The organism is Flavobacterium gillisiae, from assembly GCF_900107635.1.
GTDB classification, from domain to species: Bacteria; Bacteroidota; Bacteroidia; order Flavobacteriales; family Flavobacteriaceae; genus Flavobacterium; species Flavobacterium gillisiae.
In genome coordinates, this window is the sequence record NZ_FNRD01000002.1 from 349968 (window position 1) to 373774 (window position 23807).

A 23807-nucleotide genomic window follows, 5' to 3' on the forward strand; every position below is an offset into this window, starting at 1 on the left:
CTAAAGGAGCGTACTACAAACAAAAACTATTTATGCAGAAAATTAAAGGGTTAATCATAATTGTGTTCTTATTTTCAATTTCAGCATTTTCTCAAAAAGCAAATCTTTCGGGTGTTATAATTGATAGTAAAGATAAAACTCCCGTTTACAATTCAGTTGTTGCTTTATTAATCCCCAATGATTCCATTCTATATAAATTTACCCGATCAGATAGAGAGGGAATATTTAATCTCAAAAATGTAAAAGTAGGAAACTATATATTAATGACCTCTAATAATCAATATGCAGATTATGTAGATGCTATAATCGTTGATGAAACCGAAAAAAAATTAGGAACTATCGCTTTAAAAAGTAAAATAGAACTACTTAGAGAAGTAGTTATAAAGTCGGGTTCAATTCGAATTAAAGGAGATACAACGAGCTACCGGGCAAGTGATTTTAAAGTGGATGCTAATGCAAACGTAGAAGAATTACTAAAAAAATTACCAGGTATTCAAGTTGGTAAAGATGGGGTTATTAAAGCAATGGGGGAAACAGTACAAAAAGTATTGGTAGATGGTGAAGAATTCTTTGGAGACGACCCGAGCATGGCGGTAAAAAACTTACGAGCTGATGCCGTTAAGGAAGTACAAGTTTTTGACAAGAAAAGTGATCAAGCAGAGTTTACAGGAATAGATGATGGTGACTCAAAGAAAACCATTAACCTAAGATTGAAGGATGATAAAAAGAAAGGCTTCTTTGGTAAAATTGATGGAGCAAATCAACCATTTACGGATGCTGATTCCAGATATAACACTAATTTATTGATTAGTAGTTTTAAAGGTAAAAGAAAGGTATCAGCTTTTTTACTAAATGGAAACACTGGGCAAGATGGCTTAGGCTGGGAAGATGGCGAGAAATATGGAGCACGTGATAGTAATATAAATATGAGTATGGATGATGACGGAAACGTAAGTTATGAATGGGCTAGTGGTAATACTGATGATGAACCTTATGTTGATACACAGAATGGATTTATTAAAAATACCAATGCAGGTTTGCAGTACAGTAATAAGTGGAATGATAAACAAACATTAAATTTATCACCAAAATACAATAAGCAGATATACACAAACAACAACAGTAGAGTTTCTCAAACACAAGTAGGAGAAACGCAATTAAATGAAAATAGATCCACAACAACTAATGTAAACAGAGGTAATTTTAAGCTCAATGCTACGTATGACGTAAAATTAGATTCAATAAACTCCTTAAAAATCACTGCCAAAACTAATTTTTATAGGACCGATAGTGATGAATTTACTAACGGAGTTACTACTGGTGAAGGTGGAATTTTAAAAAATAAACAAGAAAAAACATTTACTACAAATTCCGATAAATCATCATTGTTTACTAGTATTTTATTTAAACATAAATTTGCCAAAGCCCGTCGTACATTTTCTGTAAATAGCAGTTGGAATATTTTAAATACAAATTCGGATAATTTTTTAAAATCGTCTAACGAAAGTTATGTTGATGGTGAATTCTCTTCAAGAGATGATGTTGATCAAAATAAAATAGGAGATAAAACAAATCAAAAATTTGCTGTCAATTTCAGTTATACTGAGCCACTTGCAAAGAAAATCGCTTTACAATTTGCCTATCAAATTACTTATGATAAGGGCATGAACAACTACTTCACATACGATTATTCGGATATTACAGGTAAGTATGATGTTATTGTAAATTCATTGTCCAATGAGTTTAAGCAAACAATGATTACAAATAGACCTGTTATGAAATTAAGTTATAATGCTAAAAAAATCAATTATAGCATTGGAAGTGGTTTTGGTTTTACTTCTTTTGATTTGTTAGATCAAACTTTAGATAAAGAATACAAACAAAAGTATACCAACTTTTTTCCATCGGCAAGTTTCTCTTATAAGTATAAAAACAATGGTAATTTACGTGTAAATTATCAAGGCGCAACCACGCAGCCAACGCTAGATCAATTGCAACCTTTGAGAAACAATCAAGACTTTTTTAATCAAATTTTAGGTAATCCAGATTTAAAACAATCTTTTACAAATAGTATAAACCTATCCCAGCATAGTTACGATCTTTTGACGGAAACTCAAATCTATCAAGGCCTTTCTTTTAGGACAACAAGTAATTTAATTTCTTATAGTAGAGTTATAGATCCTGAAACTGCTAAAACTATTTCTAAGCCAATAAATACAAATGGAAATTTCTCAGGTAATTTTTATTTTGGATATGGATTTAAAGTAAAAAAAATAGATTTAAATGTTAATCTTAATCCATCATTTAGCTATAATAAAACAGTACTTAGTATTAATGACAAATTGATTAATTCCAAGAATTTAAACTCAGGGCTTTCGCTTTTTTTATATAAGTCAAAAGAAAAGAAATATGACTTTAGTTTAAGTAATACTTTTTCGTTTAATAGAAACAGTACCTCTCAAAACGATGAAATAAAGTCATTTAATACTAATAATTTGAATCTAAACATAGGCGTTTATTTCAGAGAAAAATGGAAAATTTCCACAGATTATAATTTTGTTTCTAGGCAAAAAACGATTGATTTTCAAGACAACCTTACCAATCAATTATGGAATGCAAGATTACAACGCACCTTTAAAAGTGACGAGTTTACAGCATATATTTTAGTAAAAGATATTTTGAATCAAAATATCGGCATCAATAGAGCTATTTATCAAAATACAATTAGCGAGGAGCGAAACGATAGATTAAAAAGATATGCGATGATTGGTTTTACTTGGAATTTTAAAAATAGTGGTGAATCAAAAAAATAAATAACAACATTATGAAATCAATACTTTTTTTTATTACTGCCCTAATTTTTACTAGCACTTCAATAGCACAGCAATATGTTGATCAAGCGGTAATTGAATATGAAGTGAATACCAATGTAAAAAAAACGATGAGCAATGATAGTTGGGATGAGATGATGAAAGAGAATCTGTCTGATCTTAAAACTTCCTACTTCACCTATACTTTTGCAGATAACAAAAGTATATTCAAATTTGATAGATGGAGTCCAAAAACAAAAGTTCCAAAACACCAAAAAGAATCAGATGAGGAGAATATCTGGTATTTTGATTTTACTGCAGGAAGAATGAATATGCAAAAACAAATCGTAGGAACTAATTTTGTTATTGCCGACAGTATTCCAAATATTCAATGGAAAATCACGAATGAAAACAGAGAAATAGCGGGTTATAATTGCCGAAAAGCAGTAGGGAAAATAATGGATGATGTATATATATTTGCTTTTTATACTGATGATATTACTATTACTGGTGGTCCTTGTTCTATAAATGGTTTGCCAGGTATGATTTTAGGACTTACAATACCAAGACTATATACGTCATATATAGCTACCAAGGTTGATGTAATGATCAGTAACACTTCAGATATAAAACCCATCACAGCCAAAAAAACCTATGATTTAATAAGTTTAAAATTGCTAATAGAAGAGAAAACAAAAGATTGGTATAGCTATGGTGATGATAAAGAAGAAAATAAGAGACAAAAGACTATTTTCTTGCTGAATGCTTTTTTATAATTTGTAGTACGTCTACACAAAATAACGCATTCATTGCTGTTAAGATATACACTGGTGAATCTAAAGAACAATTTTAGTAGTTAAAGAGTACTTAATCAGGATTTTGAGTATTTTGAATACAAAAAAAGAGTTTACATAGTAAACTCTTTTTTTGTATTCAAAACAGCTATAGTAGCTTGTACACTTTCCTAAACATCATCATAATCTACATAAATCGTTTCTGATGTAGGATGTGCTTGACAACTAAGGATTAATCCGTCTGCAATTTCTTTATCAGTTAGGATGGAATTCTTCGTCATTTCAGCAGTTCCTGAAGTTACTCTACAAAGACAGCTGCTGCAAATTCCGCCTTGACAGGAGTAAGGAGCATCAATTCCTTGTTTTAGGGCAGCTTCAAGGATGGTTTGTTTTTGAGACATTTCAAAGGTGGTTTCTTCGTCGTCTACCATAATGGTAATTTTCGAATGTCCTCCTAAATCTTTTATTACGTTTTCATGAGAAGACGAAGTAAAAAGCTCAAATTTTATAGCCGATTCTTTTACGTTTTTCTCTTTCAAAACGCCAGTAACTAATTCGATCATTTCCTCTGGTCCACATAAATAGAACTTATCAAATTCCAGTTCCTTGTGTTTGTTGTTTAGAACAAAATTCACCGTTGATTTATCGATTCGACCAAATAATGCATTTTCTACTTTGGCTTGACTATAAATATAGTGAGGGAAAAGGCGACCTACATATTGTAATTGCAAATCGTGCAATTCGTTGTTAAAGATCGTTTCTTCGGCAGTTTTGTTACCATAAACTAGTACAAAAGAACTTTTTGGTTCGCTTTTCAATACACTTTTAATGATGGAAATCACAGGTGTTATTCCGCTTCCGGATACAAAAGCCACGTAATTCTTTTGTTTTTCTATTTCAGGTTCTAATATAAATTTTCCCTCTGGTTTATTTACTTCAAGTGCATCTCCCGCTTTTAATTTGGTATTGGCAAATTGAGAAAAAGCACCATTTTTTACTGCTTTTACCGCGATACGCAATTCACCACTTTCCGGGGAAGAACAGATTGAATAAGCACGGCGAATTTCTTGACCGTCCAGCGTTAAGCGGATATTGACGTATTGTCCGGCAATAAAAGTATAATTAGGTTTTAATTCCTCAGGAACGTTAAAGAGTATGGAAACCGCATCCTTGGTTTCGCGACGTACTTCTTTTATGATTAGTTTTAAAAATGAAGGCATGGGATATATTTTTTTACAAATATACTAAACAGAATAGGTTTCTTAAATCAAAGTGTTTGAAAAATTTACATACCTAAAAGTGTTATGTATAAGATTCTTATGTATATTTGTTTTTCAATAGGAGATTGCTTCGTGCCTCGAAATGACAAAAAAATGAAAAACTCACAGTTGTATAAAGGAAGTTTAAATACCATTATCATGAAATTGCTAGAAGAAAATGGTAAGATGTACGGTTACGAAATCACCCAAAAAGTAAAAGCGATTACAGCCGGAGAACTTAATATCACCGAAGGTGCGCTCTATCCTGCCTTACACAAACTAGAGGCCGAAGGTATACTGGATGTGGAGATTGAAAAAGTGGATAACCGCATGCGAAAATATTACAAGCTGACGGAAGCAGGAACGAAGGAAACCGTGAACCGCCTCGCAGAATTGGAAGATTTTATTAGAACCATGCAATCATTAGTAAATCCTAAACTAGAATTTTAATTTTATGGAAAAGAAATTAAAGGATGGAAAAAAGACAAGAAAATCACACTAATTAAAACAATTAACCCAGATTTGAATTTTCTTAATTACATGTTTGAATAGCGTTGTAGAGATGCTTCGATCCTCAGCATGACAACCGGAGTAAGGAGATTGATAATTAAAAGCAAATATTTAAAAGAAGTAAAAAACAACACCAACTTTCATAGAGAAATAACATGAAACTAACCGCCCCACAAATAGAGCATCTTTTCACTTTCACGCGCCAGCATTATGTGGAATGGTATGACTTACAATCAGAACTCGTAGATCATTTGGCGAATGCTATCGAAACCCAATGGCAGGAAAACCCCAAGCTTAGTTTTGACGAAGCCTTGAATATTGAGTTCAAGAAGTTTGGCGTTTTTGGTTTTATGGATGTGGTAGAAAAGAGGCAAGCCGTTTTGAGAAAAAAATACAACGGCCTAGTTTGGGAGCATATTAAAGGTTTTTTTGGTATCCCAAAGATTGTTTTAACGATAACAATGACCTTGGTTTTATTTAGTATTTTGAAAGTGAGCATTTATAGCGGATGGATTTTTATGGGGTTGTATCTTATTTTGATGGTATTTTCATTTTATAAAATTTTCAAAAACAGGAAAAAAAAGCAGTTGAAAGCGCAGACAAAAGAAAAAATTTGGTTGTTTGAAGAAATAATTAATCAATATGGAAGTATTGCTGGAATCATTGTTTTGCCATTTAATATCTTTAATCAATTAATAGATCAGACTGATAATTTTTTTGGGAATGTCTATTGGGTGCTGGGATTGAGTTTCTTTTCTGTAGTGTTTTTTATACTTGTTTTTATCATTTTTAAAATCATTCCGGCCAAAACAGAGGAGTATTTGCTAGCAACTTATCCAGAATATAAATTAGAAAAGCTGTAACATATTCTTACTTTTGATTACTTACTGTAAAACCAAATTTATGTTTAAACATTTTATAAATTTAGAATTGAAAGCCTTTTTCCGTTCAGCGAGTGTTGGAAAAAGCATTGGCTTAAAAATTTTAATGGGCTTTTTAGTAGTTTATTTTTTACTTGTTTTTTTAGTATTAGGAATTGCATTATATCCAATGTTAGAGAAAGTATTCCCAGGTCAAAAACCATTGACGATAGTCAATAGTTTTGTGATTTTCTGGTTGGCTTTCGAACTGGTGTTTCGTTTTTTTATGCAAAGTTTACCGGTGATGAATATTAAACCATTATTAGTATTGCCTATAAAAAAAGAATCGGTAATCCACTTTGTTTTGCTGAAGAGTTTAATTTCGATCTACAACATTTTTCCCTTATTGGTTATTATCCCTTTTGGGGTTTTTAATATTATCAAAGGGAATGATGGCACATTGAACATGATTGTTTGGATGTTTGGTATGTATATTTTAGCTTTAATAGTCAATTATGCTAATTTTTTAATAAAAAAGAAATTTGCCGAAAACATCAAAGCCTTTCTTCCCTTTGTAGTTTTAGGAATGGTGTTTTTTGGTCTGGATTATTTTGGGGTTTTTAAAATCACCACGCTTTCAGGCGTTGTTCTTGATACTTTAGTGTTGCAGCCAATATTAGTTTTAGTACCAATCCTGATTTTAGCGGGATTCTACTTTTTAAATTTCAAGTATCTAAAAAATAATTTTTATCTGGATAATTCGCTGCAATCGAAAGTGGAGGAGGCAAAAACGTCTGATTTGAGTTGGACGAAGCGCTTTGGAGAGATTGCACCTTTTCTGCAATTGGACTTAAAAATGATTTGGAGAAACAAAAGGCCCAAAACCACAATTTGGATTTCTTTGATTTTCTTGGCTTATGGTTTAATGATTTATACGAATCCAACTTACAAAGACACGCCAGCCTTTTCTGTATTGGTCGGAATTTTAATGACTGGGGTATTCATGATCAATTACGGTCAATTTGTTCCCTCTTGGGACAGTAATTATTACGGAATGATGATGTCACAAAACATTCCCATGAAACAATATTTAGCTTCAAAAGCTGGATTAATGTCAGTTTCAGTTGTGATTTTGGCGATTTTAAGTACTCCTTATCTTTATTTTGGATGGAATGTATTAGCCATTAACCTGGCCTGTGCGACTTATAATTTGGGTGTCAACATACCGGTTTTATTATTTGCAGGTTCGTTTAACAAAAAAAGAATTGATTTAGAGAAAAGTCCGTTCATGAATTACCAGGGAACAGGAGCTACGCAATGGATTGTTGGATTGCCTTTGATGCTGATCCCAACCTTGATTTTTTATGGTATTTATAAATTGATAAATGCAGAGGTAGCAATCATCGTAATTGCGACAATTGGTGTGATTGGATTGGTATTGAGAAATTATCTTTTGAATACAATCGCAGCCGGTTATACCAAAAGAAAATACGCAACCATCAACGGTTTCAAACAACAAGAAAATTAGTAATGATAACTTTTGAGTCGTCACAATACATAAAAATATAATGATACAGGTAAATCAGCTTTCAAAAAAATATAACGGAACTACAGTTTTAAATATCGAACATCTTGAAATCCCAAAAGGACAAAGTTTGGGTCTCGTGGGAAATAACGGTGCCGGAAAAACAACCTTTTTTAGTTTACTTTTGGATTTAATCCAGCCTTCAACGGGGAGTATAATAAACAATGGCATTTTGGTAAATGCTAGTGAAGATTGGAAACCTTTTACAGCGGCATTTATTGATGAAAGCTTCTTGATAGGCTATCTTACACCGGAAGAGTATTTTTATTTTATTGGTGATTTACGGGGTCAAAACAAGGCCGATATTGATGCTTTACTAGAAAAATATGAAGAGTTTTTTAATGGTGAAATTCTGAAAAATAAAAAATACCTGCGTGATTTATCCAAAGGAAACCAAAAGAAAGTAGGTATAATTGCGACCTTAATAGGTAATCCAGAAGTGGTTATTCTAGATGAGCCTTTTGCTAATTTAGACCCTACAACGGTTAATAGATTGAAAAAAGTAATTAAAGAACTTGCTGAAAATAAGGACATCACAATTTTAGTTTCAAGCCATGATTTGCAGCACACAGTAGAAGTTTGTGATCGAATAGTAGCTTTAAATAAAGGGGAAATCGTAAAAGATATTCAGACGTCTGAGGAAACGCTACAGGAGTTAGAAATGTTTTTCGCGGTTTAAACTTCCATATTTCAAAAAGAAACGTATTTTTACCAGTCATTATACTAAAAAGCTTTTTTAAAAGTTTAATGATAAAAACGTTAGCAATTGAAAACCAATATATTAAAATATTCAATTCCATTAGGGTTTCTGTGTTTTTTGGTAGCCTGTTCTACCAGGAACAGCAGTTTTTTGTCTAGGAATTCTCATGCTCTAAGTACAAAATATAATATTTTGTACAATGGTGGAATTGGCTTAGACAAAGGAATGGTAGGCATAGAAGCCAATAGCAAAGACAATTTCTGGAAACGTTTGCCTATCGAAAGGATGCAAGTGACCGATGAAGTTACGTCAGATGAAAAAACAAAAAATTCTGATTTTGAATTGGGCGAAACTAAGGCGACTAAAGCGATTCAGAAGCATTCCATGAATATCGACGGAAGAGAAAGAAACTCTCAAATTGATGAGGCTTATTTACTTTTAGGTAAAGCAAGATACTACGATCAAAGATTTGTTCCCGCATTAGACGCATTCAATTATATTCTATATAAATACCCAAATAGCAGCAGGATTTATGAGGCTAAAATTTGGCGTGGAAAAACTAATATGCGATTGGGTAACGATGCTTTGGTTGTAAAAAACATGAGCAATCTTTTGAACGAGCAAAAACTTAAAAATCAAGTTGTTGCTGATGTAAATGCTCTTTTATCTGAAGCCTACTTGAACTTAGAAGAAAAAGACTCCGCTTTAATAAAATTAAAAATTGCCCAAAAATTCACCAAACAAAACAAAGAAAAGTCAAGATATCGATTTATACTTGGTCAACTTTACGAAGAGTTAGGCAAGAAAGATAGTGCGATTTACAGCTATGAGTCGGTTATAAATATGAATCGAAAATCGGAAAGGAAATACGTTATTCAAGCACAAGCTAGAAAAGCGCAGTTGTTTGACTATCAAAATGGGGACACTACCGCCTTTGTTAAAAACTATAAAAAGCTGATTGCCGACAGAGAAAACAGACCGTTCTTAGATGTCTTAAACTATCAAATGGGAGTTTTTTACGACAAACAGAACAATCAGAAAAAAGCGTTAGATTTTTATAATACGTCACTTAAAAAAACTACTGCCGACCAGTATTTAGTAGCTTCAAATTACAGAAATATAGGGAATATGTATTTTAGAAATGCAGCATATCCAGTTGCCGCAAAGTATTACGACAGCACCTTAGTGAACCTTGATATTAAAACAAGGGAATTCATTCATATTCAAAAAATCAGAAAAGATTTAGATGAAGTAATTTTGTATGAGGCGATTGCTTCAAGAAACGACAGTATCTTAAATGTAGTATCGATGTCAGAAGCTGGCAGAATTTCTTATTTCGAAAATTATATAGACACCTTAAAAAAGAAGGATGAAGCCAAAAGGATTATAGAAGAGAAATTAAAAGAAAAGCAAGAAAATATAGAAAGAAATAGTAAGACAGCGTCTAATGATCCTGCTGTTTCTGCTCAAAATTTAGGACGACCAGCACGCAATTCGCCACTTAGTCCACCTTCTATGACCGCTTCTAATACAGCGGCAAGTCTTTTCTATTTTTATAACACTACGACTGTTTCTTTTGGGAAAGTAGAATTCAAAAAAATATGGGGAAATCGAAGTTCAGCAGGCAACTGGAGGCTTTCATCAACTAATAGGACGAATGTGGTTTCAAAAGATACTTTGAATGCGGATGCAACGCAGTTGGAAGATAAATTAAACGAGGAAGAGAACACGATAGTTGAAGAATATACTGCAGGTTTTTATTTAAAACAACTTCCAAGTACGAAAGTAGCAATTGACAGCATTGGAAAGGAACGCAATACAGCCTATTATCAACTTGGGGTAATTTATAAGGAAAAGTTCAAAGAATATGAATTAGCAGCGAACAAGCTGGAGCAACTATTGCAAAATAGTCCGGAAGAAAAATTGATTCTTCCTACGATGTATAATTTATATAAGATATACCAAATTACAAACAGCAGCATGGCGCAAGCAATGAAAGAAAGGATTAATTCCCAATTTCCAAATTCTCGCTATGCTCAAATAATAAACAATACAAATCCAGCTGGGACAGTATTGAGGGATACTCCTGAAGGAGCGTATGACACTTTATACAAACAATACGAAGAAGAAAAATTCACGACGGTTTTAGAGCAGTCTGATGGATTAATCAATCAGTTTTCTGGGGATGAAATCGTTTCGAAATTCGAATTTTTGAAAGCGAATGCCATTGGAAAACTTAAAGGATTAAAAGCTTACAAAAACGCATTGCAGTTTGTGGCGGATAATTACCCAAATAGTGAAGAGGGTAAAAAAGCTCAAGAAATTTTGAAGGACCAAATTCCGTTTTTAGAAAAATTAGATTTTACAACTACAGATACTAAAAACTGGAAAGTACTCTACAAAGTAGCGGTATCAGACGAAAATGGTACAAAAGCAATGGAGGAAAAGATTAAAAAATTCAGGACTGGTAGTACCTTTCAAGATTTAAATTATTCTTTGGATGCGTATAATGGAACCGAAAATTTCATAACGATTCACGGTATAAATTCAGAAGCGTATGCTAGAAATATCAGTACAATTCTAAGAGATAATAAGGATTTTAAAATAGCAACAGCTGCTGTTATTCTTACGAATGAAAATTATAAAGTAGTCCAAATTAAAAAAAATCTTGATGTCTATTTAGGATTAAAAAAAGAATAAAAATGTTTAATAGAAAAGCAAAGCCCTACACGGAGCTATTAGGAAAAACGAATAGAATCGTAGAAGGAACAATTATAAAGGGAGATATCGTTTCCCAGGCTGATTTTAGGCTTGACGGAGAATTGATAGGGAACTTTCAGTCTACCGGAAAATTAGTAGTAGGCCCTGCCGGAAGTATAACGGGTGATATTAATTGTAAAAACGCAGATATAGAAGGGAAATTTGAAGGAACGATTCATGTTACTGAAATCCTAAACGTAAAATCTAAAGCAAGTATTAACGGCGAAGTAACCGTAGGTAAATTATCTGTGGAACCTGGTGCTGATTTCAGTGCGTCCTGTATAATGAAGATTGATCAAGCAAATTTCTTATTAACTGATGGAAAAGAAACCCAACAAAAAACAAGCTAGCAAATGGATAGCGTTAATTAATATACCCATTCAAATGGGGGTTATCATCTTTTTGTTTGCCTATGGCGGAAACTGGCTGGATGAAAATTACCCCAACCCAAAAGTATATTACAATAAAATTCTAGTCATGGTAGGTGTTGTTATTGCTTTGTACAATGTTATTAGACAAGTGAACGAAATAAATAAATCTCAATAAAATTTTAATTAATAAAAGTAAATTAAGTCTCAAGTCATTGTACTTTGACGACAAAATAAACACAGCATGAATTTAAAAAATCAAAAACCTCTTCTAAGTTTAACCCTTTTGGCCGTGATGGCTTATTTGTTACATAAAATTATTTTCTACGTTTTGAAAATCGATGTCGCAGTATTCCAGTATTCAATTGAAGTGCTCTATTTATTGTTTTTCGGTATGTCTACTTTGATATTCATTGTATTACTAAAAGTGAAAGAAAAAAGCTTTGATAATGTAGGAATGTCTTTTCTTTTAGGAACAAGTATCAAAATGGTTTTTTGTTATTTGATTTTAAAACCTATCTTGCACATTACAACATATGATAATACAATAGAGAAAGTTAATTTTTTTGGGATGTTTATTCTTTTTTTAGTAATGGAGACCGTTTTAACGATAAGAATATTAAAAGAAAAGCAATAGATCCGTAAATAGATGAAGGATTTAAAAAAAATATGTTTTTATATCCTTTTGGATATTAATAAAAAATGTACATTTGCACCAAATTTCAGAAACGTAAAAAATTAAGATATTTAACAGTTATGGTGATTTCAAACAGACCACTTAGATTTATAATAGCGACTTTAGTAGCGTGTCTTCCTTTAATGACTTTTGCAAATCCCGAAGTGGATTCGGTAAAAGTTCATACTGAAGTTGCACACGAAACAACAGAACAAAGCCATGAAGGAGCTCATGCTGAACCTACAGATGTAAAATCTAAAATCAAAGCATTCATTGGTCATCACGTTTTAGACTCTCATGACTTTACTTTTTTCTCTGATGAAGTAGAAGGAAAGCATTATGGTTTTTCATTACCAGTAATCCTTTGGGATAATGGTTTGCAACTTTTTTCATCTTCTGAATTCGAACATGGAGAAGCAGTTGCCGAATCTAACGGTAATTTCTATGCGATAAATCATCACGATGGAAAAATATACAAAACGGATGCTTCAGGAAAAATAATAGAAGACGAAAAAACAGGTTTCCCTGAAAATGAACGTCCCTTAGATTTCTCAATCACAAAAACAGTATTGTCTATATTCATTGCTGCGATTTTAATGGTATTGATTTTTGCTGGTTTGGCGAAGACCTATTCTAAAAATGGTGGAATTGCTTCTGGAGCTGGAAGAATATTTGAACCAGTGGTTCTTTTTATTCGTGACGAAATTGCTATTCCTAACATTGGAGAAAAACACTACAAGAGATACATGAGTTATTTATTGACTATATTTTTCTTTGTATTGTTCTTAAATATTTTTGGATTGATGCCTTTCGGTATAAATGTTACGGGTAATTTAACAATTACATTTGCATTAGCAATCATGACATTTTTAATTACAAACCTTACGGCTAATAAAAACTATTGGGGTCACATTTTCTGGATGCCAGGTGTACCAAAAGTAATGCGTATCGTATTAGCACCAATTGAATTGCTAGGAGTTATAATCAAACCTTTTTCATTAATGATTCGTTTGTATGCAAACATTTTTGCAGGACACATTGTATTGATGAGTATTATTGGTTTGATGTTTATTTTCAAAAGCTGGTTGGGAAGTAGTTTATCATTTGCATTGTCGTTTGCACTTTCTATCTTAGAGATATTGGTTGCATTTTTACAAGCTTATATTTTTACATTGCTATCAGCGCTGTACTTTGGTTCAGCAGTAGAAGAGCACCACCATGAGGAGGCGCACTAATAAATTGAATGTTTAATTTTTAATTATATATATTATGGAAGGTTTAAATTATGTAGGAGCTGGATTAATCGTAATCGGAGCAGGTTTAGGTATTGGTAGAATTGGTGGTTCAGCAATGGACGCTATTGCTCGTCAACCAGAAGCTTCAGGAAAAATCCAAACAGCTATGCTTATCGCAGCTGCATTAATTGAAGGTATTGGTTTCGCTGCATTATTTGCTGCTTAATTAAAACTCAAAAAGCAATAGTTGCAACGGTTGGTTGTAACTATTGTTTTTATTATTAAATTAAATATTATTATAGATACATAACATGGAAAAGTTAATACATCAGTTTGAGTTAGGTTTGTTCTTTTGGCAAGTATTAATATTTGTTGGATTAATATTCTTATTGAAAAAATTTGCTTGGAAACCAATTCTTGATGCAGTAAATGATAGAGAAGAAGGAATTAAAAATGCTTTGCTTTCTGCTGAAAATGCAAGAAAAGAAATGCAAAACCTTCAAGCTGACAACCAACGTATTTTACAAGAAGCAAGAATGGAACGTGATAACATGCTAAAAGATGCACGTGAAATTAAAGAAAAAATGATTGCTGATTCCAAAGAAGAAGCGCAAGCTCAAGGTCTGAAAATGATCGAACAAGCAAAAGCAGCAATCGAAAGCGAAAAAAATGCAGCTATGGCTGAATTGAAACTACAAGTTTCTACTTTGTCATTGAGTATCGCAGAAAAATTATTGAAAGACGAATTATCTAATAAAGAAGCTCAAACTAAATTAGTTGAGAAGATGTTAGGTGACGTAAAGCTAAACTAATATTATGGCAAGTACAAGAGCAGCAATTCGTTATGCAAAAGCAATTCTAGAGATCGCACAATCTAAAGGAGTGGCTGAAGCAGTTAGTGATGATATGAATTCTATCGCTTCAACTATAAGTGGAAATGTAGAATTGAGCACTTTTATCCAAAACCCTACTTTGAGAGTAGAAGTTAAGGAAAATGCCTTATTGGAAGTTTTTGCAAATACCAATAGCGTAACAAAAAGTTTATTTCATTTGTTGTTCGAAAACAAAAGATTTGAAATTTTGGAAGCTGTTGCAGTAGAATACAGCAAATTATTTGATATCATGAATGGTGTTGAAGTAGCTCAAGTTACTACAGCCATTGCAATGGATGCAGCACTAGAAGCTAAAGTTTTAGCTAAAATTGCTACATTATCAGATAAAAAAATCACGATCGAAAATAACGTAGATCCTTCAATTATTGGTGGGTTTATTTTGAGAATAGGCGACAAGCAGTACAATGCTTCAATAGCCAACAGATTACAAGTATTAAAAAGAGAATTAAGTAACTAGTTTTATTGCACATTTAAGTGTCTAAATTATAAATTAAGATGGCGGAAATCAAACCTGCTGAAATTTCAGCAATATTAAGAAAGCAAGTAGAAGGTTTTGAATCTGGCGCAACGCTAGAGGAAGTAGGAACCGTACTTCAAGTTGGAGATGGTATTGCTCGTATTTACGGGCTTTCGAATGTTCAATACGGTGAGTTAGTAGAATTTGACAATGGCTTAGAAGCTATTGTATTGAATCTTGAAGAAGACAATGTTGGTGTGGTACTTTTAGGACCATCAACAGGAATCAAAGAAGGTTCTACTGCAAAAAGAACACAACGTATTGCTTCTCTTAAAGTTGGAGAGCAAATGGTAGGACGTGTAGTTAACACACTTGGTTTTCCAATTGATGGAAAAGGACCAATCGGTGGAGACTTATACGAAATGCCTTTAGAAAGAAAAGCTCCTGGAGTTATCTTCCGTCAACCAGTTACTGAACCATTACAAACAGGGATAAAAGCAGTAGATGCTATGATACCAGTTGGTCGTGGACAACGTGAGTTGGTTATTGGTGACCGTCAAACAGGAAAATCAACTGTTTGTATTGACACTATCTTAAATCAAAAAGAATTTTACGATGCAGGAAAACCTGTATTCTGTATATATGTTGCAATTGGGCAAAAAGCTTCGACTGTAGCAGGAATCGCAAAAATGTTAGAAGAAAAAGGAGCAATGGCTTATACCATTATTGTTGCTGCTAATGCTTCTGATCCAGCTCCGATGCAAGTTTACGCGCCAATGGCCGGAGCTGCAATTGGAGAATATTTTAGAGATTCTGGTCGTCCAGCTTTAATTGTTTATGATGATTTATCTAAACAAGCTGTTGCTTACCGTGAGGTTTCTCTTTTATTAAGAAGACCACCGGGACGTGAAGCATATCCTGGAGATGTTTTTTACTTACACAGTCGTTTATTAGAGCGTGCTTGTAAAGTAATTGCTGATGATGGAATTGCTAAAAACATGAACGATTTACCAGATTCATTAAAAGGTATCGTTAAAGGTGGTGGTTCATTGACTGCTTTGCCTATTATCGAAACTCAAGCTGGTGACGTTTCTGCTTATATCCCAACAAACGTAATTTCGATTACTGATGGTCAAATTTTCCTTGATGGAGATTTGTTTAACTCTGGAGTACGTCCTGCAATCAACGTAGGTATCTCGGTATCTCGTGTTGGAGGAAATGCACAAATTAAATCAATGAAAAAAGTAGCAGGTACTTTGAAACTAGATCAAGCACAATTCCGTGAATTGGAAGCGTTTGCTAAATTTGGTTCTGACTTAGATGCAGTTACTTTAAACGTAATTGAAAAAGGAAGAAGAAACGTTGAGATCTTGAAACAAGGTTTGAATGATCCTTATACTGTTGAAGATCAAGTTGCAATTATCTATGCTGGTTCAAAAAACCTATTGAGAAATGTTCCTGTGAATAAAGTGAAAGAATTTGAGAAAGATTTCTTAGAATTCCTTAACAACAAACACAGAGCAACTCTAGATGCTTTGAAAGCAGGGAAACTTACAGATGAGATTACTGATGTAATTCAAACTGTAGCAAAAGAAATTTCAGCAAAATATAACTAAAAAGTACTAAGTAAAGAGTATTAAGTATTAAGTATTAAGAAATTCTTGATATTTAATACTCTTTATTTGAATCTTACATACTTACAAAAAATGGCAAATTTAAAGGAAATCCGTAATAGAATTACTTCCGTTTCATCTACGATGCAAATTACATCAGCGATGAAAATGGTTTCTGCAGCAAAGCTAAAAAAAGCACAAGATGCAATTACAGCCATGCGCCCTTATGCCGAAAAATTAACGGAATTATTACAAAATCTTTCAGCTACACTAGAAGGTGATGCAGGTGGAGAGTTTACGACACAACGTGAAGTAAAAAAAGTATTGGTTGTTGCTATTACTTCAAATAGAGGTTTATGTGGTGCATTTAATTCAAACGTAATTAAGGCAGCAAAAAGTCGTTCTGTGTTTTACGCAGGAAAACAAGTTGATATTTTTGCGATAGGTAAAAAAGGAAACGATGTTTTGGTTAAGACCAATACAATAGTTGACAATCAAAGTGCTGTTTACGATGATTTAACTTTTGATAATGTAGCTGTAATCGCAGACACATTAACAGAGAAATTCCTTTCTGGAGAATATGATAAAATTGAGTTGATCTACAATCAATTTAAAAATGCCGCAACTCAAATCGTTCAAACTGAACAGTTTTTACCGTTGGCACCAATAAAATCAGATTTAACAGCTTCAGTAGGTGATTATATTTTTGAACCATCGAAAGAAGAGATTGTTTTGACTTTGATTCCAAAATCATTGAAAACACAATTGTACAAAGGTATCAGAGATTCTTTTGCTTCAGAACATGGTGCTCGTATGACTGCTATGCACAAAGCAACTGATAATGCAACTGAATTGAGAAATCAATTGAAATTGACTTACAATAAAGCACGTCAAGCTTCTATTACTAATGAGATCTTAGAGATTGTTGGTGGAGCAGAAGCATTGAACGGATAATATTTGTTCCTCATAACATACAAAAGCCTCGCAATTGCGAGGCTTTTTTTATGTATATAAAGAAACTTTAGGTTTTATTAGAAGTAGTCCGTTCTGAGTTATTTGTCGTATTTCATAAATATTAATGATTAATCAGGTATATATACGTAGTCCAATTTATAAAGGAAAACCTAGATTTGAGCTGTCATAAATTTGCGGTAAACATGGAAAATTATTTAATTACTTTGTCTGAAAACATACTGTTTCAAGCACAAAATAAACAAGACACGACATATTTAAGAAGAGAGTTGCATTATCTTAAATTGAGAAAGCTAGAAGTGTTTTTAGATTCAGATGAATTAAAGAATAGGTTTTGGACGAATATTTATAATGCCTTTTTTTTAATTATAGCTGGGGAAGCTATGCAAATGAATGCGGCTTACAAATACAAAAGAATCAAGATTTCTGGGAATATTTTGTCCTTGGATGATATAGAATATAAGATTCTGAAACGTAATAATAATAGGTTTAGCCAAAAACTAAAAACCGTTATATTTTCATCCAGTTTTGTAAAAGGGTTAGCTGTAGCAAATGTAGGTCTTAGCACGCAGCTGATATTAAACCGATCCACACGGTGTACCAATCATAATGATAAAGCGCTTAGTTAAAGAAAATAGTACTACTTGTAATAATCCTTTTTTAAATATTTATGACAACTTTAATTGTTCGGATTATTCACTACTTCATTTTTTGACTATTTTTATGGTTTTATAAACCATTCCCCATTGAAAACACGAGAACTCACCACCGTAGCCGAAATGCTTAACAATATTGAATTGATGCGGTTTCTGTATCCAAGCTTTACGTTTGAGAAATATGAAGCCTATCTCAAAGATATGGTTCCACATAATTACAAGCAACTAGCAGTATATGAGAATGATATTTGCGTTGCCGTAACCGGATTTTGGACTGCAACAAAATTATGGTCGGGTAGATACATTGAGATTGATAACTTTATCGTTCACCCTGACCATCGTTCTAAAGGACTTGGTAAAATGATGACTGATTACATTGATGTAAAGGCAAAAGAAGAAGGCTGTAGTATGATAGTTCTCGATGCTTTTACAGGAAATTTCACGGCACATCGATTTTATTACAACCAAGGTTACGGGCCGAAAGGCTTTCATTTTGTAAAAATTATTAATGAAGATGGATTATCTTAAATCATTTACAATGGGTTCGATTAAAAAATTAGTATTCTTAATCTTGATTGCAGGCAGTCTTTCTTTTTGTGCCTCAAAGCAGACATGTCAAATGGATTTCCCACAAGAAATAGCAGCAGTGTATTTTCAAAAAGTAAATAGCGGAGAAGGGCAAGTTGCGCCTCGTACTGATTTTTATATCGAGTTTGAGAAGCCGCTGGCCAAAGAAATTGTTTTGGATAAGGTCTATTTCCAAGATATGGTAGGAGTAGTTGAAATAGAAAGTGACACTACTTTTGTAGCGCATTTTTATCAAGATTCAACGGATCATGATTTGGTTTTACACAGCGACCCCACAAAAGAATACGGCAATAAGGCACCTATTATAACGGAGCCCAAATTTGATTTGCAGCGCACCGAGGCGGTATTAGAATATAGAAAACGCGAGAAAACGTTTTTTTATAAAATCTTGGCAATAAAAGAAAGACCAATGATTCTAAATCCATCAGGGATTAAACCAAAGAAATAGTTATTTTTGTTCTCTAAATATTAATAAGACGTACCACTTTGGGATTATATAAAAAACTTTTTAAACAAACAGCCATATACGGACTCGCGACAGTTTTACCGAGAATGTTCAGTTTTTTGTTAGTTCCGCTTTATACTGATTTGCTTCCAAAAGCAGAGTACGGAAAAGTGTCTGTTATTTTTGCCTACATGATATTTTTTAATGTTATTCTGGCTTACGGAATGGAAACAGCTTTCTTTAGGTTTTATAACAAGGAGCCCAATAAAAAAGCAGTGGTTGAAACGTCTATGGTTTCAATTTTTTGGACTACCATTTCGTTTTTAGTAATCGCTCTATTATTTAGAAGTTCTTTGGCCGATTGGTCTGGGATAGATTCCCAATACATAACCTATACGATTTGGATTTTGGCATTGGATGCCTTGGTCATTATCCCGTTTTCAAAATTAAGAGTCGATCAGAAACCGATGGTCTATGCAGGAATAAAAATTGGTAACGTCTTGGTGAATTTGGTTCTGAGTGTTGTTTTTTTACTATATATCCCCATGTTAATCGAAGCAAATCCCCATGGGTTTTTGCGTTCTGTTTATGTGGATAATTTTCAAATAGGCTATATATTCTTGGCTAATATTATTGCGAGTTTATTGACTTTTGTGGCGCTGTCCCCTGATTATGTTTACTTAAATTGGAAAATGGATACTGATTTGTGGAAGCGAATGATGCGCTATGGAATGCCTATCATGGTGGCAGGAATTGCGTTTGCCATCAACGAACAATTCGATAAAATTCTTTTATCAAAATTATTGCCGGCTGATATTGCTGAATCAGAGGTAGGAGTTTATTCTGCCTGTTATAAACTGGGATTGTTTATGGTTTTGTACAGGACCGCTTATACTTTAGGAATTGAACCTTTCTTTTTTAGTCATTCCTCTGATAAAAACGCACCTCAAACTTATGCGATGGTGACCAAGTATTTTGTCATCTTCGGATCTTTTATATTATTGTCTGTAATCGTTTTTGCCGATCTTTTTAAACTGCTGATGATTCGCGACAGCTCGTATTGGGAAGCGATGAAAGTAGTGCCGTTAATTATTCTGGCTAATTTCTTTTTGGGGATTTACACTAACCTTTCTGTTTGGTACAAACTAATTGACAAGACTTACATCGGAGCTTATATTTCCATAGTAGGTGCGGTAATTACTTTAGTGCTTAACTTTTTACTTATTCCTACGATGAGTTATTACGGTTCGGCCATAGCGACAATTGCCGCTTACGGAAGCATGATGACAATTTCCTATTACCTAGGAAATAAATATTATCCTATTCCTTATGATTTGAAGAAAATAGGAGGGTATCTCTCGCTATCCATACTTTTTTCAGCCGTATCTTTTTACGGTTTCAGAGAGAATTATTATGTTGGAGTCGGTTTATTAATCGTGTTCCTTTATTTTATTTATCACAATGAAAAAGTAATATTGCGGAAAATTATAAAAGGGTAGAAATAATTAGGAGCTATTTCCTGCCATTCGCTATATCTTTTTATCCTGATAAAAATCAGGATAAAAAGATATAGCGAATGGCAGGGCTAAAAAAAAGAACACTTTTTGCCAACTCACGATTGGTCTCATAAAAACAAATAAAAATGAAAATAAACATTATCAATAAATCACAACATGCCTTGCCTAACTATGAGACGATAGCTTCGGCAGGAATGGATTTAAGAGCAAACCTTACTGAAGCCGTAACATTGCAGCCTTTAGGGAGAACAGTGGTTAAAACGGGTCTTTTTATTGAATTACCTATAGGCTACGAAGCACAAGTACGACCAAGAAGCGGACTGGCTTTCAAGAATGGAATAACAGTGCTGAATAGCCCTGGAACAGTTGATGCAGATTATCGTGGTGAAATTGGTGTGATTTTAGTAAATTTATCCAATGAAGCTTTTGTGATCCAAAACGGAGAACGTATTGCACAACTGATTATCGCTAAACACGAACGCGCGGACTGGATTGAGGTTGAGGAATTATCTGAAACTTCTCGCGGAGAAGGCGGATTCGGAAGCACGGGAGTGAAGTAGTTTTCAGACTCAGTATTTTGATATTGGGATTAAAATAAATAAAATTAACAATAAGGGATGAGATTGCTTCGTTCCTCGCAATGACAAAAACATGAAAATAATAGTTCCAATGGCTGGACGTGGTTCACGTCTTCGCCCACATACCTTAACCATTCCAAAACCATTAATTCCTATTGCGGGAAAACCAATTGTACACCGCTTAGTTGAAGATATTGCCAAAATTCTAGATGAGCCTATTGATGAAGTCGCTTTCATATTAGGAGACCCTGCTTTTTTTGGAGATGATCTTGTGAAAAGTTTAGAAGAATTGGCAGAAAGTTTAGGTGCTAAAGCATCTATTTATCGCCAACTGGAACCTTTAGGAACAGGTCATGCTATAATGTGTGCCAAAGATTCACTTTCTGGGCCAGCCGTAATTGCTTATGCAGATACGCTTATTAGAGCTGATTTTGATTTAGATCCTGAAGCAGACGCTGTTATTTGGGTTAAGCAAGTAGATCAGCCAGAAGCCTATGGTGTGGTAAAATTAAATGACGCGAATGAAATTGTCGAATTGGTTGAAAAACCACAAGACTTTGTTAGCGATTTAGCTGTTATTGGTATCTATTACTTTAAAGAGGTAGGGGTTTTAAAAGAAGAACTTCAAAATGTTTTAGACAACAACATTCAAAATGGTGGAGAGTACCAAATTAATGATGGTATTAAAGCAATGATGGCCAAAGGAAAAGTCTTTAAAACGGGAAATGTCGACGAGTGGATGGACTGTGGAAATAAAAATGTGACTGTAGAAACAAATTCCAGAATGCTAGGTTTTTTACAGAAGGAAGATACAACGTTAGTGGCTGTAAATGTTAGAATAGACAATTCAACAATTATTCCACCTTGTTATATTGGAGATGATGTGTATTTAATTAATTCTACTGTAGGGCCAAATGTTTCTTTAGGAAAAGGAAGTCATGTTACAGGAAGTGTGATTAAAAACAGTTTGATTCAGACGCATGCGCACATCAGCAATGCAAAGTTGGACAATGCGATGATTGGGAATCATGTTCGTTTTGACGGTGATTTTACTAGCATAAGCATTGGGGATTATTCGGTATTAGAATAACGAATTTTTCCTGTTATCTAGTTTTTTAACTGGAACGCATAAAAAGCTATTTCGCAACAGCTTAATTTGAGCTGTTGCGTTTTTAAAAAAGAGTCAATGAAAAAATCGGCTTTATGGATTCTATTTCTTGTTTTGCTAAGCAATTCAACATTGCTATTGGCACAAACGGAGCCGGAAGAGATAAGGTTAAATAATGACAAATTTCAGGATTATTTTTATGAGTCCTTGAAGCAAAAAGCAATTGAAAATTACGATAAAGCTATTTTGGCTTTGGAGCAATGTTTAAAAATTGAACCTGAGAACGCCACTGTTCATTTTGAATTAGGGAAAAATTACCTGGCCTTAAAAAATTATAAAAATGCGTACAGTTCTTTTGAGCGTGCTACACAAATCGACCCCACAAACAAATGGTTTTGGGTAGGAATGTATGACGTCGATTATGAAACTAAAGACTACGTCAACGCCATAAAAACGATCGGCAAACTCATCCCTTTTGACGCTAAATTCAAAGAAGATCTGACCTCGCTATATATGAGTACTAGTCAATTTGATAAAGCATTGGATCTCATCAATGAACTCAATCAATCTTCTGGAAAATCAGAACGCAGGGAGTCCTACAAAATGCAAATTTTATCCCAAGGGAAATATCAAAACGCAGAGATCACTAATTTAATTGATCAAATACAAAAGTTCCCGAAAGAGGAATCCAACTACATTTCACTAATTTATCTGTATTCAAAAAATAATGAAACCGATAAAGTGTTGGAAACGGCACGAAAATTGGAAACAGCAATACCGACATCCGAATGGGCACAAGTGAGTTTATTCAAATATCACTTGGCAAATAATGACGGAAAAAAAGCGATTAATGCAATGAATATTGCTTTGGCTAGTGCCAAAATAGATTCTAAAATAAAACACCGAATTCTGAATGAATTCTTAATTTATGTAAATGCAAATCCGCAGTTTGCTCCTGATTTAGAAAAAGCGGTTAGTTATTTTGATGACGATCCGGAAGTGAATGTGTCTAAGGAAATAGGGAAGTTTTATCACAATAAGAAACAATGGGATAAAGCCATTGGGTATTATGAAAAGGCAAATGCTAAAAGCACGGATACTGATATTGAAACGAATTTACTTTTGCTTCAAGCGTATACGGAAACAAAGGAATTTACAAAGGCAGCAAAAAAAGCCATGGATATGGTGGATATTTTTCCTGCACAACCGCAATTTTATTATTACTCAGGTTTAGCCTACAATCAATTGAGCCAATTTAAAAAAGCAAAAGAAATGTTGGAAATGGGACTAGATTATCTGGTAGATGACAACGCATTAGAAATAAACTTCAACATACAACTTGGTGAAGCTTACAATGGTTTAGGAGATGTAAAGAAAAAAGATTTCTATTTTTCCAAAGCCAATCAATTATTAAAACAATAAA

Annotated in this window: 24 protein-coding genes; 23 read left to right on the forward strand and 1 reads right to left on the reverse strand. The window is 33.5% G+C overall.

Annotated elements, in window-relative coordinates:
* The first annotated feature begins 32 nt into the window (after positions 1 to 32).
* Complete coding sequence (locus tag BLV35_RS05030; RefSeq protein WP_091085658.1) at positions 33 to 2813, forward strand: outer membrane beta-barrel protein; 2781 nt, start codon at positions 33 to 35, stop codon at positions 2811 to 2813.
* A gap of 11 nt (positions 2814 to 2824) precedes the next feature.
* The gene (locus BLV35_RS05035; protein WP_091085664.1) at positions 2825 to 3586 is read left to right on the forward strand and encodes a GLPGLI family protein; all 762 of its coding nucleotides are present in this window, start codon (positions 2825 to 2827) and stop codon (positions 3584 to 3586) included.
* 188 nt (positions 3587 to 3774) lie between these two features.
* Here BLV35_RS05035 and BLV35_RS05040 read toward each other — a convergent pair whose 3' ends face one another.
* Positions 3775 to 4824 carry a ferredoxin--NADP reductase gene (locus tag BLV35_RS05040; RefSeq protein WP_091085668.1) on the reverse strand — a complete coding sequence of 350 codons (1050 nt, stop codon included), beginning with the start codon at positions 4822 to 4824 and terminating at the stop codon, positions 3775 to 3777.
* A gap of 153 nt (positions 4825 to 4977) precedes the next feature.
* Here BLV35_RS05040 and BLV35_RS05045 point away from each other — a divergent pair, with 153 nt between their 5' ends.
* The 21 genes from BLV35_RS05045 to BLV35_RS05150 all read left to right on the forward strand — a co-directional run bounded on the left by BLV35_RS05045 (position 4978) and on the right by BLV35_RS05150 (position 23806).
* The gene (locus BLV35_RS05045) at positions 4978 to 5313 is read left to right on the forward strand and encodes a PadR family transcriptional regulator (protein ID WP_091085833.1); all 336 of its coding nucleotides are present in this window, start codon (positions 4978 to 4980) and stop codon (positions 5311 to 5313) included.
* A gap of 215 nt (positions 5314 to 5528) precedes the next feature.
* Complete coding sequence (locus BLV35_RS05055; RefSeq protein ID WP_091085671.1) at positions 5529 to 6236, forward strand: hypothetical protein; 708 nt, start codon at positions 5529 to 5531, stop codon at positions 6234 to 6236.
* 40 nt (positions 6237 to 6276) lie between these two features.
* Positions 6277 to 7761, forward strand: coding sequence for a DUF5687 family protein (locus tag BLV35_RS05060; protein WP_245712012.1), 1485 nt, complete (start codon positions 6277 to 6279; stop codon positions 7759 to 7761).
* Between the two features lie 40 nt (positions 7762 to 7801).
* A complete protein-coding gene (locus BLV35_RS05065; RefSeq protein WP_091085676.1) occupies positions 7802 to 8497 on the forward strand; it encodes an ABC transporter ATP-binding protein in 696 nt (231 codons plus the stop codon).
* Between the two features lie 87 nt (positions 8498 to 8584).
* A complete protein-coding gene (porW, locus tag BLV35_RS05070; protein WP_091085678.1) occupies positions 8585 to 11218 on the forward strand; it encodes a type IX secretion system periplasmic lipoprotein PorW/SprE in 2634 nt (877 codons plus the stop codon).
* A gap of 2 nt (positions 11219 to 11220) precedes the next feature.
* The gene (locus BLV35_RS05075) at positions 11221 to 11628 is read left to right on the forward strand and encodes a bactofilin family protein (RefSeq protein ID WP_091085681.1); all 408 of its coding nucleotides are present in this window, start codon (positions 11221 to 11223) and stop codon (positions 11626 to 11628) included.
* On the forward strand, positions 11597 to 11824 hold the full coding sequence (locus BLV35_RS05080) for an AtpZ/AtpI family protein (protein ID WP_091085685.1): 228 nt from the start codon (positions 11597 to 11599) through the stop codon (positions 11822 to 11824). Before BLV35_RS05075 ends, BLV35_RS05080 begins: the two co-directional genes overlap by 32 nt.
* Before the next feature lie 66 nt (positions 11825 to 11890).
* Complete coding sequence (locus BLV35_RS05085) at positions 11891 to 12283, forward strand: hypothetical protein (protein ID WP_091085688.1); 393 nt, start codon at positions 11891 to 11893, stop codon at positions 12281 to 12283.
* A gap of 119 nt (positions 12284 to 12402) precedes the next feature.
* Positions 12403 to 13557 (forward strand): F0F1 ATP synthase subunit A, encoded by a 1155-nt coding sequence (gene atpB, locus BLV35_RS05090; protein WP_091085840.1) that lies wholly within the window; start codon positions 12403 to 12405, stop codon positions 13555 to 13557.
* A 34-nt stretch (positions 13558 to 13591) separates the two neighbouring features.
* Positions 13592 to 13783 carry an ATP synthase F0 subunit C gene (atpE, locus tag BLV35_RS05095; protein ID WP_074720412.1) on the forward strand — a complete coding sequence of 64 codons (192 nt, stop codon included), beginning with the start codon at positions 13592 to 13594 and terminating at the stop codon, positions 13781 to 13783.
* Between the two features lie 85 nt (positions 13784 to 13868).
* Positions 13869 to 14369, forward strand: a complete 501-nt coding sequence (locus BLV35_RS05100) for a F0F1 ATP synthase subunit B (RefSeq protein WP_091085691.1) — start codon at positions 13869 to 13871, stop codon at positions 14367 to 14369.
* Positions 14370 to 14373: 4 nt separating this feature from the next.
* Complete coding sequence (gene atpH, locus BLV35_RS05105) at positions 14374 to 14907, forward strand: ATP synthase F1 subunit delta (protein WP_091085693.1); 534 nt, start codon at positions 14374 to 14376, stop codon at positions 14905 to 14907.
* Positions 14908 to 14945: 38 nt separating this feature from the next.
* Complete coding sequence (gene atpA, locus BLV35_RS05110) at positions 14946 to 16523, forward strand: F0F1 ATP synthase subunit alpha (protein WP_091085696.1); 1578 nt, start codon at positions 14946 to 14948, stop codon at positions 16521 to 16523.
* A 90-nt stretch (positions 16524 to 16613) separates the two neighbouring features.
* On the forward strand, positions 16614 to 17474 hold the full coding sequence (gene atpG / locus BLV35_RS05115) for an ATP synthase F1 subunit gamma (RefSeq protein ID WP_091085699.1): 861 nt from the start codon (positions 16614 to 16616) through the stop codon (positions 17472 to 17474).
* Positions 17475 to 17677: 203 nt separating this feature from the next.
* Complete coding sequence (locus BLV35_RS05120) at positions 17678 to 18121, forward strand: DUF547 domain-containing protein (protein ID WP_091085700.1); 444 nt, start codon at positions 17678 to 17680, stop codon at positions 18119 to 18121.
* A 150-nt stretch (positions 18122 to 18271) separates the two neighbouring features.
* Positions 18272 to 18676 (forward strand): GNAT family N-acetyltransferase, encoded by a 405-nt coding sequence (locus tag BLV35_RS05125; RefSeq protein ID WP_091085844.1) that lies wholly within the window; start codon positions 18272 to 18274, stop codon positions 18674 to 18676.
* A 10-nt stretch (positions 18677 to 18686) separates the two neighbouring features.
* Positions 18687 to 19184, forward strand: a complete 498-nt coding sequence (locus BLV35_RS05130; protein WP_143031836.1) for a hypothetical protein — start codon at positions 18687 to 18689, stop codon at positions 19182 to 19184.
* Positions 19185 to 19222: 38 nt separating this feature from the next.
* Positions 19223 to 20680, forward strand: a complete 1458-nt coding sequence (locus BLV35_RS05135; RefSeq protein WP_091085705.1) for a lipopolysaccharide biosynthesis protein — start codon at positions 19223 to 19225, stop codon at positions 20678 to 20680.
* Positions 20681 to 20823: 143 nt separating this feature from the next.
* Entirely contained in the window at positions 20824 to 21258 is a 435-nt protein-coding gene (gene dut, locus BLV35_RS05140) for a dUTP diphosphatase (protein WP_091085707.1), read from the forward strand.
* Between the two features lie 91 nt (positions 21259 to 21349).
* On the forward strand, positions 21350 to 22366 hold the full coding sequence (locus BLV35_RS05145; protein ID WP_091085709.1) for a sugar phosphate nucleotidyltransferase: 1017 nt from the start codon (positions 21350 to 21352) through the stop codon (positions 22364 to 22366).
* 96 nt (positions 22367 to 22462) lie between these two features.
* Positions 22463 to 23806, forward strand: coding sequence for a tetratricopeptide repeat protein (locus BLV35_RS05150; RefSeq protein WP_091085715.1), 1344 nt, complete (start codon positions 22463 to 22465; stop codon positions 23804 to 23806).
* The last annotated feature ends 1 nt before the right edge of the window (position 23807 follow it).

Excerpts from the sequence above, each read along its gene's own strand:
- BLV35_RS05030 (WP_091085658.1), top strand. The coding sequence starts at position 33 with ATGCAGAAAATTAAAGGGTTAATCATAATTGTGTTCTTATTTTCAATT.
- BLV35_RS05035 (WP_091085664.1), top strand. The coding sequence starts at position 2,825 with ATGAAATCAATACTTTTTTTTATTACTGCCCTAATTTTTACTAGCACT.
- BLV35_RS05040 (WP_091085668.1), bottom strand. The coding sequence starts at position 4,824 with ATGCCTTCATTTTTAAAACTAATCATAAAAGAAGTACGTCGCGAAACC.
- BLV35_RS05045 (WP_091085833.1), top strand. The coding sequence starts at position 4,978 with ATGAAAAACTCACAGTTGTATAAAGGAAGTTTAAATACCATTATCATG.
- BLV35_RS05055 (WP_091085671.1), top strand. The coding sequence starts at position 5,529 with ATGAAACTAACCGCCCCACAAATAGAGCATCTTTTCACTTTCACGCGC.
- BLV35_RS05060 (WP_245712012.1), top strand. The coding sequence starts at position 6,277 with ATGTTTAAACATTTTATAAATTTAGAATTGAAAGCCTTTTTCCGTTCA.
- BLV35_RS05065 (WP_091085676.1), top strand. The coding sequence starts at position 7,802 with ATGATACAGGTAAATCAGCTTTCAAAAAAATATAACGGAACTACAGTT.
- BLV35_RS05075 (WP_091085681.1), top strand. The coding sequence starts at position 11,221 with ATGTTTAATAGAAAAGCAAAGCCCTACACGGAGCTATTAGGAAAAACG.
- BLV35_RS05080 (WP_091085685.1), top strand. The coding sequence starts at position 11,597 with ATGGAAAAGAAACCCAACAAAAAACAAGCTAGCAAATGGATAGCGTTA.
- BLV35_RS05085 (WP_091085688.1), top strand. The coding sequence starts at position 11,891 with ATGAATTTAAAAAATCAAAAACCTCTTCTAAGTTTAACCCTTTTGGCC.
- atpB (WP_091085840.1), top strand. The coding sequence starts at position 12,403 with ATGGTGATTTCAAACAGACCACTTAGATTTATAATAGCGACTTTAGTA.
- atpE (WP_074720412.1), top strand. The coding sequence starts at position 13,592 with ATGGAAGGTTTAAATTATGTAGGAGCTGGATTAATCGTAATCGGAGCA.
- BLV35_RS05100 (WP_091085691.1), top strand. The coding sequence starts at position 13,869 with ATGGAAAAGTTAATACATCAGTTTGAGTTAGGTTTGTTCTTTTGGCAA.
- atpH (WP_091085693.1), top strand. The coding sequence starts at position 14,374 with ATGGCAAGTACAAGAGCAGCAATTCGTTATGCAAAAGCAATTCTAGAG.
- atpA (WP_091085696.1), top strand. The coding sequence starts at position 14,946 with ATGGCGGAAATCAAACCTGCTGAAATTTCAGCAATATTAAGAAAGCAA.
- atpG (WP_091085699.1), top strand. The coding sequence starts at position 16,614 with ATGGCAAATTTAAAGGAAATCCGTAATAGAATTACTTCCGTTTCATCT.
- BLV35_RS05120 (WP_091085700.1), top strand. The coding sequence starts at position 17,678 with ATGGAAAATTATTTAATTACTTTGTCTGAAAACATACTGTTTCAAGCA.
- BLV35_RS05125 (WP_091085844.1), top strand. The coding sequence starts at position 18,272 with ATGCTTAACAATATTGAATTGATGCGGTTTCTGTATCCAAGCTTTACG.
- BLV35_RS05130 (WP_143031836.1), top strand. The coding sequence starts at position 18,687 with ATGGGTTCGATTAAAAAATTAGTATTCTTAATCTTGATTGCAGGCAGT.
- dut (WP_091085707.1), top strand. The coding sequence starts at position 20,824 with ATGAAAATAAACATTATCAATAAATCACAACATGCCTTGCCTAACTAT.
- BLV35_RS05145 (WP_091085709.1), top strand. The coding sequence starts at position 21,350 with ATGAAAATAATAGTTCCAATGGCTGGACGTGGTTCACGTCTTCGCCCA.
- BLV35_RS05150 (WP_091085715.1), top strand. The coding sequence starts at position 22,463 with ATGAAAAAATCGGCTTTATGGATTCTATTTCTTGTTTTGCTAAGCAAT.